10 protein-coding genes are annotated in these 16,743 nt (G+C 50.1%); 6 read left to right on the forward strand and 4 right to left on the reverse strand.

Annotation, left to right across the window (positions count from 1 at the left end; genetic code table 11):
- The first annotated feature begins 108 nt into the window (after nt 1-108).
- The 3 genes from hcp to Q7J08_RS07115 all read left to right on the forward strand — a co-directional run bounded on the left by hcp (nt 109) and on the right by Q7J08_RS07115 (nt 4,407).
- Nucleotides 109-1,725 (forward strand): hydroxylamine reductase, encoded by a 1,617-nt coding sequence (gene hcp / locus Q7J08_RS07105; protein ID WP_304910994.1) that lies wholly within the window; start codon nt 109-111, stop codon nt 1,723-1,725.
- A 197-nt stretch (nt 1,726-1,922) separates the two neighbouring features.
- On the forward strand, nt 1,923-2,261 hold the full coding sequence (locus Q7J08_RS07110; protein WP_304910995.1) for a hypothetical protein: 339 nt from the start codon (nt 1,923-1,925) through the stop codon (nt 2,259-2,261).
- A 49-nt stretch (nt 2,262-2,310) separates the two neighbouring features.
- Nucleotides 2,311-4,407, forward strand: coding sequence for a hypothetical protein (locus Q7J08_RS07115; protein WP_304910996.1), 2,097 nt, complete (start codon nt 2,311-2,313; stop codon nt 4,405-4,407).
- A 278-nt stretch (nt 4,408-4,685) separates the two neighbouring features.
- Here the strand turns inward: Q7J08_RS07115 and Q7J08_RS07120 are convergent, their stop codons facing one another.
- Together Q7J08_RS07120 and Q7J08_RS07125 are read right to left on the reverse strand one after the other, a co-directional pair.
- Nucleotides 4,686-5,084 (reverse strand): hypothetical protein, encoded by a 399-nt coding sequence (locus Q7J08_RS07120; RefSeq protein WP_304910997.1) that lies wholly within the window; start codon nt 5,082-5,084, stop codon nt 4,686-4,688.
- A gap of 232 nt (nt 5,085-5,316) precedes the next feature.
- Nucleotides 5,317-6,765, reverse strand: a complete 1,449-nt coding sequence (locus tag Q7J08_RS07125) for a transposase (RefSeq protein ID WP_304910998.1) — start codon at nt 6,763-6,765, stop codon at nt 5,317-5,319.
- Nucleotides 6,766-7,070: 305 nt separating this feature from the next.
- On the opposite strand from Q7J08_RS07125, the gene Q7J08_RS07130 reads away from it, so the two are divergent.
- A complete protein-coding gene (locus Q7J08_RS07130; protein ID WP_304910999.1) occupies nt 7,071-8,267 on the forward strand; it encodes a C45 family peptidase in 1,197 nt (398 codons plus the stop codon).
- A gap of 221 nt (nt 8,268-8,488) precedes the next feature.
- A complete protein-coding gene (locus Q7J08_RS07135; protein ID WP_304911000.1) occupies nt 8,489-9,415 on the forward strand; it encodes a hypothetical protein in 927 nt (308 codons plus the stop codon).
- A gap of 548 nt (nt 9,416-9,963) precedes the next feature.
- Here Q7J08_RS07135 and Q7J08_RS07140 read toward each other — a convergent pair.
- Both Q7J08_RS07140 and Q7J08_RS07145 read right to left on the reverse strand, forming a co-directional pair.
- Entirely contained in the window at nt 9,964-13,218 is a 3,255-nt protein-coding gene (locus Q7J08_RS07140) for an exodeoxyribonuclease V subunit beta (RefSeq protein ID WP_304911001.1), read from the reverse strand.
- Nucleotides 13,125-15,839, reverse strand: a complete 2,715-nt coding sequence (locus tag Q7J08_RS07145; protein WP_304911002.1) for a PD-(D/E)XK nuclease family protein — start codon at nt 15,837-15,839, stop codon at nt 13,125-13,127. The genes Q7J08_RS07140 and Q7J08_RS07145 overlap by 94 nt, the downstream gene beginning before the upstream one ends.
- Before the next feature lie 290 nt (nt 15,840-16,129).
- Between Q7J08_RS07145 and Q7J08_RS07150 the strand changes: the two genes are divergently transcribed.
- Complete coding sequence (locus tag Q7J08_RS07150; protein ID WP_304911003.1) at nt 16,130-16,510, forward strand: hypothetical protein; 381 nt, start codon at nt 16,130-16,132, stop codon at nt 16,508-16,510.
- Nucleotides 16,511-16,743 lie beyond the last annotated feature (233 nt).

Consider the following 16,743-nt stretch of genomic DNA (forward strand, 5'->3'; position numbering starts at 1 on the left):
TATATTCTAATACCTCTATTTTTGCGCTGATGTCAATCTATATAATCTCAAAAACACATCTATCAATTATCTCTCGGTTTTCCTCCGTGAGACAAGGGAGGCTTGAAAATGTTTTGTCAGCAGTGCGAAGAAACCGCGGGGAACCTTGGCTGTACGGCCGGCGGCGTCTGCGGTAAAAGTAACGATACGGCATGTTATCAGGATGCAGTGAACTTTGTTCTCTCCGGGATCGCGTACCGAAGGATCCATCAGCCGAAGGGAGCAAAAATTCCAGCAAACACCTCCGCCCAGGATAAATTTGTGGTTGAAGCATTGTTTGCGACCCTGACGAACGTGAACTTCGATGAATCCCGGTTCGACGCATATCTGAAAGAGGGGGTCGCGTATCGTGACGCCTACCCGCAGATCCCGGGAGAGCCCAACGCGTGTTCATGGGTGCCGAAATCACGTGAGGATATCATCACCCTTGACGGAGGGATCGGACTTCTTTCGATCGAGGATCAAAATGAACGTTCGCTCTTTTCCCTGCTTCTGTTTGCACTGAAAGGGATATGCGCCTATTATTCTCATGCGGAGGTGCTGGGAAAAACGGACCCGGAGATCGTGAACTTCATCTATAAGGCTCTCGCCACCCGGTTTGAGAAGCACTCGTTTGGGGAACGTGCGGCTCTCGTCATGGAATGCGGGAAAGTCGGCGCGAAGGTGCTGGCGCTTCTTGAATCGGCAAACAAACGGTACGGCGCAACCGAGATCACGAAGGTGAACTGCGGGGTCGGAAAAAATCCGGGGATCCTCGTGACGGGTCATGATCTGCGTGATCTGTTTCTCCTGCTTCGGCAGACGAGGGGGGCCGGGGTGGATGTCTATACCCACGGCGAAATGCTGATCGCCCACGCCCATCCGTGTTTCAAGAAGTTCGATCATCTTATCGGGAACTACGGGACGTCCTGGGCGAATCAGAAGGCGGAGTTCCCGCTGTTCAACGGGCCGATCCTGTTTACGACGAACTGTCTGGTTCCCCCGCCTGACACGTATAAAGGCAGGATCTTTACGACCGGGTCCGTGGGTTTTCCGGCTGCCGTCCATATCCCGGAGAAGCCGGACGGCTCGAAGGATTTTTCGCAGATCATTGCCTGTGCGAAGAAGTGTGAGCCGCCGAAGGATCTGCAGTGCGGGGATCTGATGACGGGGGCGGGACATGACGCGGTACTTGCTCTGGTCCCGAAAGTTCTTGATCTGGTGAAGCGGGGGAAGATCAGGCACTTCGTCGTGATGGCGGGATGCGACGGCCGGCACAAAGAACGTGAATATTACACGGAGTTTGCGAAGGCGCTGCCAGGTGACGTTGTCATTCTTACGGCAGGGTGTGCAAAGTACCGGTATAACCGTCTTGGTCTGGGCGATATTGAGGGGATCCCCCGGGTTCTGGATGCCGGGCAGTGTAATGATTCGTACTCTCTTGTGGTGATCGCTCAGGAGTTAGCAAAGGCTTTGCATGTGGAAGTGGAGAACCTCCCGCTTTCGTTCAATATCGCCTGGTATGAGCAGAAGGCGATCCTGGTGCTTCTGGTTCTGCTGGCGCTGGGCATCAAAAACATCATTATCGGACCGAATATGCCGGCATGTCTTTCGCCGGACGTGCTGAACATACTGGTAAAGAAGTTCGGGGTCCAGCTGATCTCGACGCCGGATGAGGATATGGTGAGTCTTGGGATCACGCGCTGAAAGGATTGGTGTGCCGGGTTTTTTTACCCGGCGATAAATCTCCTCACCTACATATTATCTTATCTTACGCTGTTTCCCTCTTTTCTCATCGCTTTTATATGTCTTCGTTACCCATATTCTGCTAATGATGCCGCGTGATCTGTCGATCCATAGAAGATGGTGTTTATCAGAGGGCTGGATAACCCGGAGCGTATGGTATGACTGATGAAAAAAATGCAATTAAGATTTTTCAGGATAGGAAGATACGTTCGATTTGGCATGCGGAGGAGGAACAATGGTATTTTTCGATCGTGGATGTTATTGCCGTATTGACGGAAAGTGTGAATCCGAATAATTACTGGAAAGTTCTGAAATCACGGCTTATTAAAGAAGGTAATCAGTCGGTTACAACCTGTAACCAACTGAAAATGGCGTCGTCGAAAGACTGGGTCGAAAACGCCTCCGGAGAATTGCGATCCGTCAGAATCTTACCGATGTGTATTGCCGGAGGATGTTTCTTCGTCCTAATTTTGTTAATAATGATGCAAAATAGTTGAACCCAAATGTGAATTAAAGTCAATGCAGGAATATTACTATCCAATATACGTGGTTGAAAAAACCAGTACAGAGTCTGAAGCACATCTCGCTCTCCCAAACTTTACTTGCAGTGTAAAAACAGAAACACCTTTTTCGGCTGTAGTTCTTCTATCCAATATCCTAGTAAGTGAATTCAATCAGAGATTATCAAAAGGGGAAAAACTGCCAGTGGGCATGGACAAACCATCATATTTGCAGCCTCCATCAAATCGAAATGATGTTACATTATTTTGGATTCCTTTCTCTATCGATAATTTATACCTACCAGTAAAGGTACCTGGATCTTACCACTACAAAGGTGGGAATACCCATTTTTGGGTATTACCTCTAGAAAATATCTGGACAGAGGGTGGGATAAACGACCTTGCAAACAGAGCACAAAGGAATGGTAAAACTTTGGATGTTCATGGGAAATATCCATTCCTTCATCCAGGACGCAATGGATTTAATTTGCCGGTTTTACATCCAATCAATTTTGATCTCCTCTTGCAGGAAATGACAACCTTCTGTCAAGCATACAATTCGGATTATAACATAGGTACTGTTCTTGAAGATGCAGATAAAATAAATCAATTTATTGAGTTTATGTGTTCAAAGACGTTAGAAGGTTTGAAGGAAAATCTACATAAATATTCAATATTAGCGATACTTAAATTTGTTTTAAGACAGCACGAACTCATAACGTATCTGATCTATCATCAGCGGGAGGATTTGGCTATGAGTCGTTATTCAGGTCTCCGCTCAGCAGATATACATGCTATGTATCATACCGAATCTGATAGAACACGTGCTCAGATATCCCTCGCTTTATGTCAATTATTAGAAATGTCTGTTGCTGAAAACCCTCAGGGAAAGGAAAGATTGACTGAAAGTGGGGTTGATACCCTCTTGGTATTATCATCACTAACTCGGGGTATGTGGGCTTTAAAGAGTAGAATGAGACTATTACGTCCCCTTCCTTCATTGGTTATCTGCCCCTCCGGGTTAGCTGACTCTGGATTGCGTGGTGACCCTTGCACATTTGAAAATAAGATATGGCATGAATATATGTTGGAACGACTCGAAGATGCCAGAGAAAGAGAAACCGGTGGATATCTCAAATATACTGTTCCTGCAACAACTCGATATGAAAATTTATGTGGTGACAAACGTGAGCAAGCGTATTTAGATGAATTCAACCTGACCTATACCCAATTACGTGAGTTTAGAGACACTCTTCTTAAGCTATGTTTCAAAACCTCCAAAGCCTATCATATTATTCCAGAATCAAAAATTTGTAAAGAATTAACTAGGGAATGTGGGTGGACGGAGGCTATGGGAAAAATAGCTTTGAATTTATTTTGTTTAGAGCCGAGAGGACCATGGGAGCAAGTCCCAGATGGTTATGAATGGATAGATATAGATCCTGATAATCAATATGGGCGATTATCTGCATTACGACGTCCACTTATTCGACTTCTCAATCAGAATGGGGAACTGATTATTTTTATCGGAGAAAGATGGTGGGTAAATGCATTCGATTATTTTGAATCAAGAATCAGAGATGACAAGTATCCCACAAAAGAGAATTCTGAATTAGATAAATGGATAAAGCGTTGTAGGGGAGAAGAAGCGAAAGCATTTGTAAAAACGGTTCAAAATTGGTTCAAAATGGAAACAAAGATGTCTACACACCTCAGTGTGAAATTGCACGGGATTCTTAATTTGCCAAAAGATATTGGAGATATAGACATCGCGGCAGTAGATTTCGACAATAGTATTCTCTATTCTATTGAGTGTAAAAATATTACTCATTCTCGTACTGCTAATGATATGACTAATGAATTCAATAAATTTGGAATTTTACCCAAAAACAATGATTTCATGAATAAACATCTTAAACGTGATGAGTATTTGCGAACTCATATCGGTAAAATTCAAACTCATTTTAGATTCGCCACTTCTCCGATGATCGTATCTTTAATTATAACTAGTGATACCATACTTGCACCGTTTATTACAAAGAATCTGCCCCTTCCTGTAATCTCATTCCATCGATTAATGAAGGATGGAGAGGGAGCTTTGGAAAAATGTCGTTTGCATTCCATCAATGTTGACGATCTGTAATGTGTTTTTCACGATATTTACTGATTATTGGATATAATGGGTTATGTGAATCATGTTATTTCTGTAGTTCATCTCGATCCGTCAGATGTTTTATGTGGTAGCATCACGGTAATAAAATGAAGGAGTTATCTGATGAATGCACAGGAAAAAGGAGACGGAGAAGGAACTCGGTCACCCTGTTTCTTCTCCAGAAAATTATTTGAGTGAAAAACCAAAGAAGCGGCTGAAGGATATGGATGAGTAAGGCAATTTGCATTGTCCGTACTTTCTCATTGATATCACCCCTCCGCACTCTCCTTCTGTCTCGTGATCAGCAGTTCCTGGGTCAGAATGCCGTCGATCTCCCGCTCCAGAGCCCTAAGCTTCGTCGTCAGATAGGTCGTTTCCTCGATCAGCCGCTGCGAACGGAGAAGTGTTTCTTTCGACGCCCCCTCCTGTCGCAAATCAAAGATTTGCTCGCAAGTTTTCTTCGAAAACTTGCTCGGCTGAGGTCGTCTGCTTCGCCTCCGACCCGCCTCCGCTGAGGGCGAGCCTTGCGGCTCACCCCGCTTCATCAGTTCGAGCTGGAGTTTTCGCATTTCTTTTCCCTTTTCGCAGAGCTTCCCTGAATAAACGTCCATTTTGAGAAAGAGCGGCTTAAGTCGTTCCTGAAGTATGAGAGGAATATCATTCATCATATCTGACCTCCTGATCCCGAGTATCCCTGAATGTGTAATCAACCTACGACCCGACGCAATATAAATCCCGAACCGTGAGGCGGCGGACCGTCCCGAATTGAGCAAGGTTTTTCCTTGCGACCTGACTTTGACAGTTGGCAACTCCCCCCGCCCTTTAGCGCTCTCGCTCTTCACCCTTCCAGAAAATGGAAAAATAGAATTTGACAGTTGCCTCTTCTCCCCCTATCCAGCCTCACCCCGCCCCGTATTTTAGCCCGAGTATCGCCGTATTCAGCGCATCAAAATTGGAAAACAGACATCTGCGCCCTCCCTGTTTCCCCTTCATCATCGTAACTGTCAAATTCATCAGCGAATATTTGATGAATTTTGTAGCCACATGCTGTGCTTCCGGCACCTCATATCGAACCAGAGACACAAACAGCTGTGCCAGAAACCCTATCAGAATTGCGCCTCGAATACTATTCTCCGTCCATACTCTCAGCGGTTTAATCTCGATCTCATTCTTCAGCGAATGAAAGATCTTCTCAATCGAATCCTTTTTTCGGTAGCGTTCAAGCGCTTCTGCAAGTGTCAAATTCCTGCTTGAAGTTAACGCGAAAAATCCCCCTCTTCCGGTATTCAGCCTCTCCCGAAGATAGGCCAGTGCTTCCTCTTCTGACATCTGCACGAGCTTTGTCTGAACAGAATAGGTTATCTTCACCAGCGGATTTGAGATACCGATCTTCTTCGGCAGCTTTTTCTTTCGGGAAATACACTCCTGAATCATCTCCGCCTCCAGGAACTGCCGGTACACTTTTCGCGACAGTGTATCCAGATTCTGCGCCTCGAGCCCCTCAGAGAAATAGAAATAGTTCACACTGCCGGGTTTCACGATTTTGATACCATATACGCCTTGGTTTGGCTCTTTCTCCTCCGGATTGATCTTGATCGGATCCCTCTGCCAAAACGTTTCGATGATCTTATCGTCACTGGTGTTCAGTTTCTTTGCGGTCAAATAGTCATGCCTGCATGCTCCAACGAGTTCCAGATTTTGTTTTGATCCAGCTCCTTTATCGAAGATAACCAAGGAACCTTGGGTGAGTTTTTTCTGAGATTGCAGGAACGTTGACCGGAAGTGAGTGACGTCATTCACATTTCCGGGTTTCACCGTTACGCCGATCGGTACATTGACGGGGTGAGCGAGTTCAGTAATTCCAAGAGTAATCTGCTGTTTATCCGGCCGATGATCACGACTGTAGCCGTATTTTCCCAAAGGTGAGGCACTGCCGTGAAGAACAAGGCTTGTCCAGTCGAGATTCACATCGGTGTGCGCAAAATGATACCGGGAAAATATTCTGTCCTGCAGTCCGGAGATGATGAATGCGCTGTTTTTACCGAGGATTTCCAGAAGACGATACAGTGTCTTTTCGGTGAATGAAGGGAGGTTGTACCATTCCCGGGTGTCAGGCTGCATGAGCCAGGTGTGAGCATGTTTGATGCTGAAGTTGTCGGTGAGTTTGTATGCAGTGAGGGATTTGATCAGTGTGGAGATGTCGATTCCTTTCTTTTTCAGCGGGGAGAAGAGAGAGGGGAGATCAAGGGCGGTGAACATTTTTTCACTGAGGAGAAGAGGCCCAATCGGAAAAGATATGTGAGTTGTGGGAGCAATACTGAGTGTCTCTGTGCGTCTGTTGGTTTTCATTGTGCAAAATTAAATTGACGGCTCACGGGGACTAATTTTCTCTTTTGCTTCGTTTACGGGATGTCTGGATGAAGGATATTTTTGCAACTGTCAAAGTCAGGTTGCGAAGGGGCGGTCTCAGCTGAGCAAATCTCTGATTTGCGAATCGATAATGCCCCCCGCTCTGGGAAAATCGGCTATGTCACTCAGAGAGATGGGTTACGAAAATCGGGGGATTTTGTTTTATCCGGGGGAACGTCGGTCAGGAGAAATAATATACTTGCACGTGAGAGTATTCTCCTAATGATTGTGTGTGGAGTGGTCATATGATTCTAAAAAAACCGATATTCGTGATCGTGCTGCTGTTTTCTCTTGTTATCGCAGCCGGATGTATAACAGCCATCCCCGTTTCGCCGCCGGAAAACCCTGAGATGACCTTCGTTTCGTCCTTTGAAGGCGGCGACCGGTATCTTGCCGGGAACTATACCGTTATTCTCCTTGAAGGATCCTATCGTGAGATGGGCCGGCAGTACGGCGGTCTTATGAAAACCGAACTTCTCGCCGAGTATGCAATGCTCACCGGCGCCCTCGAAGACCGCGGATACACGATCGATTATCTCCGCAGGTATGCGGCATCCGGCACGCCGTTCCAGCCTGAGCGGATGAAGGAGATCACCCGCGGGATGGCCGAGACGACCGGTCTCTCAGAAGAGGATATCTCGATCCTCTACTATGGTCCGGTCCTCTATCTTACCATGCCGGCAGGCTGCTCCTACCTCACTGTCTGGGGTGAATACACAACAGACGGCTCGGTCATCGTTTCGCGGAACTGGGATCTGCCCGATTTCGTGGAGCCGTTCAATTCGTATTACGTGCTTGCCGTGTACCGGCCGACGGACGGAAGCAACGGTGTTGCGACCTTCGGTCCTGCGGGTTCCCGACCGGAGACCCTGATGAACAGCGCCGGGCTCTTTATCGCGGATGACAACTCAGGTCTCGATCCCGTGGGACAGGATGACCGCCCGGATCTGATCTCGGAGTTTTTCCGCCTGATGCTCGACTACTCGGATCTTGCCGGTCTGAAAACGGGGGTTTTCGCGACCCGTCCGAATCTTGCCTGGATCGTGGATATCGCGGGACCAGAAGGAGCCTATGTCTTTGAGGTCGGGCTTAATGAGACGAAGGTGCGGACAGGCGACGGGGTAGTTGCCGCGGCGAACCACTTTGTCGATCCGAGCTGGGATCTTACGACCCCGCCGGCAGCACACTCGGTGAGCAGATATACGAATCTGCTGAGCCAGGCTGCGGCGGCAAAGGGAACGATCGATGCAGAAAAAATGACGGAGATCCGTGATGTGCTCTTAGAGGACGGCGGGGCGACCTTCCGTCACTCGATCCTTGAAGGATATCTCTACTCCTCGAACCATCAGGTGGTGTTCGTTCCGGCAGATGGGACTCTCTGGATGAAGGTTATCGATCTGGACTGGCAGAAGGTGGAGCTCGCTCCGCTGTTTGCGATGTGAGAGAGATCGTCGATCTCTCCTTCTTTCTTTTTTGAAAAACAGCCTGTATAAGTAAAATGCAGAAGAGGTTTATGGACAATTACTAATTTGACAGATATTAGTAATAGATTAGTAATTGGGAGGGATGCACCCCGCCTCGCTTTTTTGGCTATGGAACTACTTTTTCAAAAGATACTGAATTACAGCACAGTATTTAGAATATAGAAAACAGTATATTATTCATGCCTGAAGAAGAGTCCTGTCCTATTTGTAATAGCGAATGTGAAGTAACTGAAAGCGGCTTTAACAAAAATATTAACTGCCCCTCTTGTGGTCCATATTCTATAAGTAAAATCCAGGGATGTCCGACATTCCCTCAGAATACTCAGCATCTTATTGCAGGATATCTCTATGAGACAAAAATGCATATAGTTGACTTAGTTAAGAGCGGTGCAACGGAGGGATTAGTTCTTAATGAAGGGACTATACAAGAAATACTCTCAGATCCTTTAATCCCGAAGAGAGCCATGCAGTATCTTGATAAGATCATCCTGAATCTGTACAAAAGGAACGAGGGATTTCTTACTATGGTAAAAGCAGATTGTTTCATGCCCGCTATGGGTTATGCAAGGAGCAAACAAGAACTCGTGATGATGTTTAACGCCCTTCGGGGATTAGGCTATCTAGATGAGCGGAATATACTGACTATAAAAGGTCTCCAGTATGCAGAATCGCTTCTCACCTCCAACAGAAATTCCACCAATGTATTCATCGCCATGAAATTTTTTGATGAACTCAAAGCCCTCAGAGAATCAGCCATCAAACCCGCCTGTCAAAAATGCGGGTTTACTGCTTTCACCGTTGATGAAGAAGAACATAACGACGATATCCCGGATAAAATCATTTCCGGGATCAAAACCAGCCGGTTTGTTGTCGCTGACTTTACTGAAAATAATCTGGGTGTTTACTATGAAGCAGGATATGCGAAAGGACTCGGGCTGCCTGTTATCAAAACATGCAAAAAAGAATGGTTTGATAAGATAGATGAGAGTGGAAACAGGGAGAATAAACTTCACTTTGATATTGAACACGACAATCTCATCTTATGGGTAGATAGTGACGACTTTGCCAAAAAACTAGAAGCAAGAATCAGGGCGACCATACTTTAAATAGGACTTACGCGGTGTGCTCTCAATCAAAAAGTTGACGTACATGTAAGATGTAATTTGATTTCGTGTACGGGATATTTTTTGATACATGAGAAATAACCAACCGCGAATCGGCGCGAATCCCGCCCTTCGGGCTTCCAGAATCGGATTTGCTGTTCCTCACTCTCGCAATACAGCTTCGCTGTCTTGCTCGCCCCTCATCGGGAGCGTTTGGGCAAATCCTGTCGCCGCCCCAGCGGCTCCCAATAACAATTTCTTCCCCTCTCTTCCCAAAAACGATTATCCGAAGATTTCTCTCACGAGAGGCGCTGGGGCGCCGACAGGATTTGCCCGAACGTTCCCGATGAGGGATGAACCGGCGGGTCCTATCGACCCGGCGAGTTCAAGTGAGGGTCAGCAAATCCGATTCTGAGAGCAAGCCAAAGGCTTGCGAGATTCGCGCCGATTCGCGGTTGGTTATTTCTCATGTTTCCACACCACCAACACCTCCTATTGGAATTCTAAAATATCCGTCCAAACGAAAGCGTCATTTTAGTTTGGACGGGTATTCATGTACTCAACCCATCCCGCTCCCTAATTATCTTCTCCACCAGCAGCTTCGCCCGCCCCTCATCCATCTCCACCATCCGGATCTCTCCCGCATCAGCGAAATACAGACACACCCCTGGATCCGTTCCGAACAGACGTTTTGCCCACAGGAAATACACCGCGAGCTGCATCTCGTATCTCTCCATCTCTTTCTTTGATGGCCGCCCCGTCTTGTAATCGATGATCATCCAGCTCCCGTCTGCATACTCCACGAGCCGGTCGATCACGCCGTTCAGCGGCGTTCCCTCAAAAGAATATGCCGCCTGCTGCTCGCAGATGCTTTGCACTACGTTCTGCATAATCGGCGACGCAAGAAACGCCGCATACTTCGCCGCAAACTCTTCTGCCGCCACGGGGGGGAGTCCGTAGCGTTGTACCGCCGCATCGACCGGCTTTCCCTCGAACACCTCGTGAAGAGCCGTTCCCCGAAGCATCGCGGCCTCTTCCGCCGCCGACGGGGCACGGTTTTTCACGGCCGCGGTCAGGCTTTGCGTGGCCTCCTCCTCCTTTGCCGGCAGAGGAGTATCCGTCCACCCAGACGGGGTCTTCGGCCGAATACGGCAGAGATCACCCGGCTCCACGATCACATCGGTGATCTGCTCCGGCTGATACGGGCAGCCGCCGATCCCCTCATCATACATCGCCAAAAACGAGTTCGCCGCCGGTCCGTTTTTCCCGTCGGTTCCGCAGATCACCAGATGATCACATGCCCGTGTCATCGCCACGTAAAACAGCCGTTTCCGTTCGGCAAGCAGCTTTGCTTTCATCTCGGGCTTCAGGCACTCGATCACAAATGACATTCCATCCTCCTCACCCGGGAGTTTTATCGGGATCCCGACACCGAGTTCCGTATCGAACACCGGCGCCGAAACCTTCAGACCGTTCCCCGTCCCGGCAAAACAGAGTGCGAGAATCGGATACTCCAGCCCCTTCGAGGCATGCACCGTCAAAATTTTCACCCGGTCGTCCTCTTCGCTCGTGACCGTCCCTTCCCGCTCATCGAACCCTTCGTCCATGCAGGTGTCCAGGATACGGAGATATTCATACACCGAAAACGGCCGGTTCATGGAGCGTGATCGGGCGATCGCGACCAGCTTCTCCAGATTGGCGGTTGCTTCCCGCCCGAACGGGAGCCCTCCGTAAACTGCCATGATCCCCGACTCTGCGATCAGGTGGGAAAGGAACGGGACAAGCGGCTCTTCCTGGATCTCCGCATGCCAGCGGGCAAGGTTCTCGACTGCTCTTTTGATCTTCGAATCGGGATTCGCGGCCGCGTATTTCTGCAGTCTCCACATCAGCGTCCAGCCGCTGCCGGCGGCGGCTTTGCAGAGTTCCGCGTCCGAGATCCCGAAGTAGGGGGATCGTAGAACGCCGTAGAGCGGGATGTCCTCCTCGGGATAGACGATCGCCTTCAAGAGATTCGTGAAGTCGAACACCTCCTGCTTTTCGTAGAAACTGAATCCCTTCTCCTCGGTATATGGGACCCCGTATCTCTCCAGAGCGTTCCGGAGTTTGTCCATGTGGGTCCGTGCCTCGATGAGGACCGCGATGTCCCCGAACTTCGCCGGCCGGCCGGTTCCGTCCTTATCGTAGACGGTCAGTTTTCCGGTTGAGACCGCATCATGGATCCAGGATGCGAGGGTTCGTGCCTCCTTTCGCATCGTTTCCGCCTGGGTCTCGCTCATTTCGAGCCGGATCAGAGTCACTGTTCCTGAGTGCTCAGCCCGGTGGGCGGTGAGTTCTCCGTAGCTTGCTTCCCAGATCTCTTTCGGGTCCGCAAACACGGACGTGAACACATGATTGACCAGCCGGATGATCTCGGGCACGGTCCGGAAACTCGTGTCGAGTTCCACCGGCTTTTTCGCAAAAACGGTCTGGAACGCGTTGAAGCCGGAGACATCCGCTCCTCTGAAAAGATAGATCGACTGCTTTGCGTCGCCGACGATGAACAGCCGGTTGTTTTCCTTCGGGTCGCCGCAGAGGATCCGGATGATCTCAGTGAGGATCGGATCATTGTCCTGGACCTCGTCAACGAGAATATACCGGTATCTGGTGTTCAGCGTTCTTTGGATACGGTCATTTTTGATCAGATCACGGGTCTTTTTGATCAGGTCGTCGAAGTCGAGCACGCCTCTCTGCTGTTTTTCCCGGACCGTTTTTTCATACACCGCGGAAGCGACCCGTCCGAGGGCCGTGAGTATTTTCAGGGTTATCCGCGTCCGCGGGTCGGATCCGTCCGGGCGCTCGGGATACTCTTTGAACACCTCGCGTTTTTCTTTGAACCGTGCCATGCTGCCTTCCGGGAGCACGGCCTTGTAGGTGCTCGCGTTTATACCGGCAAGGCTCTTTCCGGCAGCATACATCTCCGCCGGCTTGTTTGCATCCGAGAACGCCGCAAAAGCCGCCGGTCCCTGTTGGAAGAGCTCGCCTTTTCGGTCGGAAAGGGCACGCAGTTCGTTCATCAGGGCCCTCACGAGTTCGTCATCTGCGAGATCATCGCGATATGCCGTGATCTCGTCATCCCATGCCTTCTGCCAGACGGCGACGACGGCCGAGGGGTCCTTTTCCAGCACAGAAAACCAGTCCTTTGCTTCTTCCCAGATCCGGATCGTGGTCCTGAGGTATTCGGCGATCGTCGTCTCCCGCAGATGATCGAAGAGGGTGACCACATCCTCAAAGAGTGCGGCGGGAGGATGCTCCAGCATCTCATGGATCGTCCCGGTCACGAGTTCGTGGGTGTCGAGTTCGTCCATCACGGAAAATCCCGCGTCGAGTCCTGCCTCGTAGGCGAACTCTTTCAGGAGCGAGAGGCAGAATCCATGGAACGTGCTGATGCTGCACCGCGAAAAACTCTCCCACACTTCTTCAAGACCCGGATCCTCCACCGCCGCTTTCCTGAGTTCCCGTCCGATCTTCGTCCGCATCTCGGCCGCCGCCTTGTCGGTGTAGGTGAGGGCGAGGATGTCGCCTGCCCCGGTGTGCATCGTCTCCCGCCGGTAGGTGAGCGAGGCGAGATACCGCTGGGTCAAAAGGAACGTCTTTCCGGTCCCGGCCCCTGCGGTCACGCAGACACTTTCCTCCATAAAGAGTGCCCTTCTCTGGGCATCGGTCAGTTTGGCGGTCATGCCTGTTCCTCCCGGAACGGAACGAACCGGCAGATCCGCCGGTATTGACAGTAGGCGTCCGGGCAGTCTTCCGTGGAAACGACGGCACATTTTCCTGCTTTCATGTTCTCCCGCGTCTCGCGGCAGAACCCGAAAGCCGCGTCTTTGACCTCCTCAACGCTTTTCTGCTGTTTCCCTCTGACGAGGTAGGGATTTTCGTCCTTCACCATGTCCGGGGCTATTTTGAGATAGGTCCCGGGCAGCGGGCTGCACCCGGTCATCTGACGGACGGCCTCGGTATAGAGCGGGATCTGAAGCGCGGTCCCTCCCTCGAGATCCTTCCATTTTTTTACGTTCCCGGTCTTGTAGTCGATGACCGCGAACTCCCGGGTCTGTTCGTTGAACATCACCCGGTCGACCCATCCGGAGATGGTGAACGGCTCATCCCCAGGGATATCTGCCGATACTTTTTGCTCCAGCCAGTCGGCGCTGGTTCGAAATCCTGCGGCGTAAAATCCGGTTTCCATTTGGATGATCGCCTCGCAGCTGCTTTCAAGGCCGCCCTCGCCGAGGTATCCGTTCAGCATCGATCTCCAGGAAGGCGTCGTTATGCGTCGGTTGGAAAACTCCTCTGTGACGATCGTTTTGAGGAAGGCGGTCGCTTCCTCCTCGTTTTCCGTGGTGAGGGGGCGTGTGTATTCACAGAAGAACCGCTCCATTGCTTTGTGCATGACGGTCCCTACAATGATCCGCTCCGCACTGAAATCCGCGGGGTTTTCCAGGCGGAGGTGGTCGGTGAGGTACCATTTGAAGGGGCATTCCCGGTATCGTTCGAGCACGGTCGGCGCGAACTCGGTCTTTTTCGTGTAGGCGGCGGCGAACGCTTCGGCGAGCGGATCGCCTGCAAAGTTCGCGTCGTAGATGCCCGGCGTTCCGGTTCGGTCCACGGTTTCGATCCCGATGATCTCTGCCGCGGTCTCGAGGGAGGGGGTGCCGAAAAGACCGGCACACTCGTTTTCTCTGCCGGCGGCGAGCAGTTTGCCGGCCCGGGTCTGGTTTGCGGTCGTCGAATGAGCGAGGAAACCGGAGCTTTTTGGTTCCGGCTCGGCGAGGCGGGTGAGGTACGGGGACGGGGTCAGACTTTTTTCGCCGTCGTGGCCGGCGCAGGAAAGGATGAGCTGTTTTTCCGCGGTGAGGGCGGCGGCGTGGAAGTAGTATCGGCTTGCATCGAGCAGGTTCTGGACCCGGTCGGGCTGGATGCGGGCGGTTTCCTGAGCGTTCAGGAGAGGGATGGCTGCTTCGATTTTCGGGAGCCGGTCGGATGAGAGGCCGGTGATGAAGACGTAGGGGATCTTTGTGCCGGCGACGGACCGGAGATCTCCCGCGAAGAAGGCGGTTTCCGATTCTCTATAGCTGATCTTGGTGGTTTTTTCACAGAACCGGCAGAGCATGGCGTAGAATTCGCGGACGGTGTATCTCCTCTCCGCAAGAGAGGTGAGGGCGAGTTTGTCGAGCAGGCGGAGGAAGGCGTGACGGGCGGCTTCGTCCTGCGGTTTCATCTGGATACTCGTCCATCCAAGGGAGGAGAGGTCGGCTTTGAGAGCAGTGCAGTGTTCAGCAAGACCGGCGGCGGGTTTGAAATTTTGGTCCAGCCGGTCAAGGAGCCGGTCGAGACTCGCCTGGAATGCGGCGTCCTGTTCGGCGACGGTCCGCCAGACGGCTCTGCCTTTTTCGGTTTTCGTGATTATGCCGGCTTTTTCGAGTTTGCCGGCGGTGAGCCTGTCGGTTTTGAGGGTAAAATACGGGCTGTCGATGATGATCTTGAGGTCTTCTATTTTGCAGTCGAAGGCGAATGCCGAGAGCCAGGCAAGGGCACAGCGCACAGGCGGGAGGTTTTCGATGGGGATGTCTTCGCCGGCGGTGAACCGGAGGGGGTGCCGTGTTCCGTCCCGGAGGATGCTGAAGTCGGGGACGAGTTCGTCGAGGAGAGGCAGAGCGGAGGTGAGGGAGGGTGCAAGGAGGGCGATCTCTTTTGGGCTCGTGCCGGATTCGATGAGGGCGGCGATGGATTCGAGGACGGAGCGAAGTTCGGTCCGGGTGTCGGTGTATTGATAGACGCCTTTGCACGGTTCGGGGAGGACGGTGAGGTTTTCGTTTGCGGGCGGCCGGGTTATGATGGTGCCTTTGAGGGCGAGGAGGAGGTCGCCTGCGAGGGGAGAGGGTTTGTATAATGCATAGCAGAGGACGGTGCCTATGTCCATTTCTCCGGCGATCCTGGCGGCACGTTCGATGGCGAGGATGGAGTCGCAGCAGTTTTCTTCTTCACAGAATTGTTCATATTGCCGGAATATTTCCCGGAAGTCGTTGAATTTGTCTTCGCCTGTTGGCAGGACGAGTTTGTTGGTTTTGAGGGTGATGAAGAGGTTGACGAGGTTTTCGGTCTGGGTGTCGGTGATGCGTTTTTTTCCGAGCACGTCTGCTCCTTTGCGAGCGAAGATGAGGTGTTGTTCTTCGGGGTCGATGATGCGTGCGGCAGGGGAGAGGGAGCGGAGGATGCTTTTTGCAAGGCCTTTGATGGTGGTGATGTGGTCGGGGAGGATGGCTCCTTCGTCCCGGAGTTTTTTGACGGCGGCGTTTGCGAGATCGGTATTTTCAAAGAGGATCCAGGTGCGAAGTGGGTCGATTTTCGCGAGGGTGGTGTATTCGGAGAGGATGGCGGAGAAGGTGTCCATATGTGATTCCATTGGGTGTGGAAATTATATAATGTGTTTGAAGTCTTGGGATGCTTCTTATATTACGTATCTCTTTTTTGTTGGGCGTACTCTGACTTCGTGTAAGGTATTCTTTGGAACTATAATATATTCGCGAAGGGATTTCTCATCTACCCACACGTAACCAACATATTTACACCACTTTTTCTAGGTCTTCAGATCGCGAGAACTGATTGTAAAGGGGGCTAAAATATGGGGTATTTCTATGTCAGTCGTTATGATTATTAGTATTAAAAACAATTTATGTAATTATGGGGTGGCGTCGAGATAATTTAAAAGAGAAATTTTTTGATGATATGTATTATGTTATGATAATAATTTCTACAACATTTGCGAGTTTTATTGGAGCTGTGGCAATATTACTCGCGTCAAAAGGTTTTCTTTGGCTCGCTGCAATTCTTGGATTTGATAATGAGTGGTGTTTTGTAGGGATTAATCTCTTTTCGAGCATTGGTTCTTTGTTGATTTTCCTATTATTTACTGGAGTAGGTATTATAGTCATGTACAAAGAGGCGAAGACCACCCTTAAAGAAGCTTTTGCTAAGAGTAAAGAGAAAGTGTCACAAGACAGAAGCCTTAATGGGATTGAAGACAAAGATACTAATATTGTAACCACAAAGACGGAGGTGTAATCATTTTGTTAAAAGATACTATTAAAGCATACGTGATGTTATCCGCCTATTTCATAACATTATTCGCACTTTGTTTGACAGTGACAATTGTACTTACCACAATATTTGGATATGTGGGGAATCTACAGGCACTTCAAGTCATGGGAACACTGGTATTTCTGTTACTGGGAGGTGTAGACTTTATCTTAATTTTCAAGGGAAAAGTTTCACCCACTCTCATAGTTTGGTCGATT

This window comes from Methanocorpusculum sp., assembly GCF_030655665.1.
Taxonomy (GTDB): Archaea; Halobacteriota; Methanomicrobia; order Methanomicrobiales; family Methanocorpusculaceae; genus Methanocorpusculum.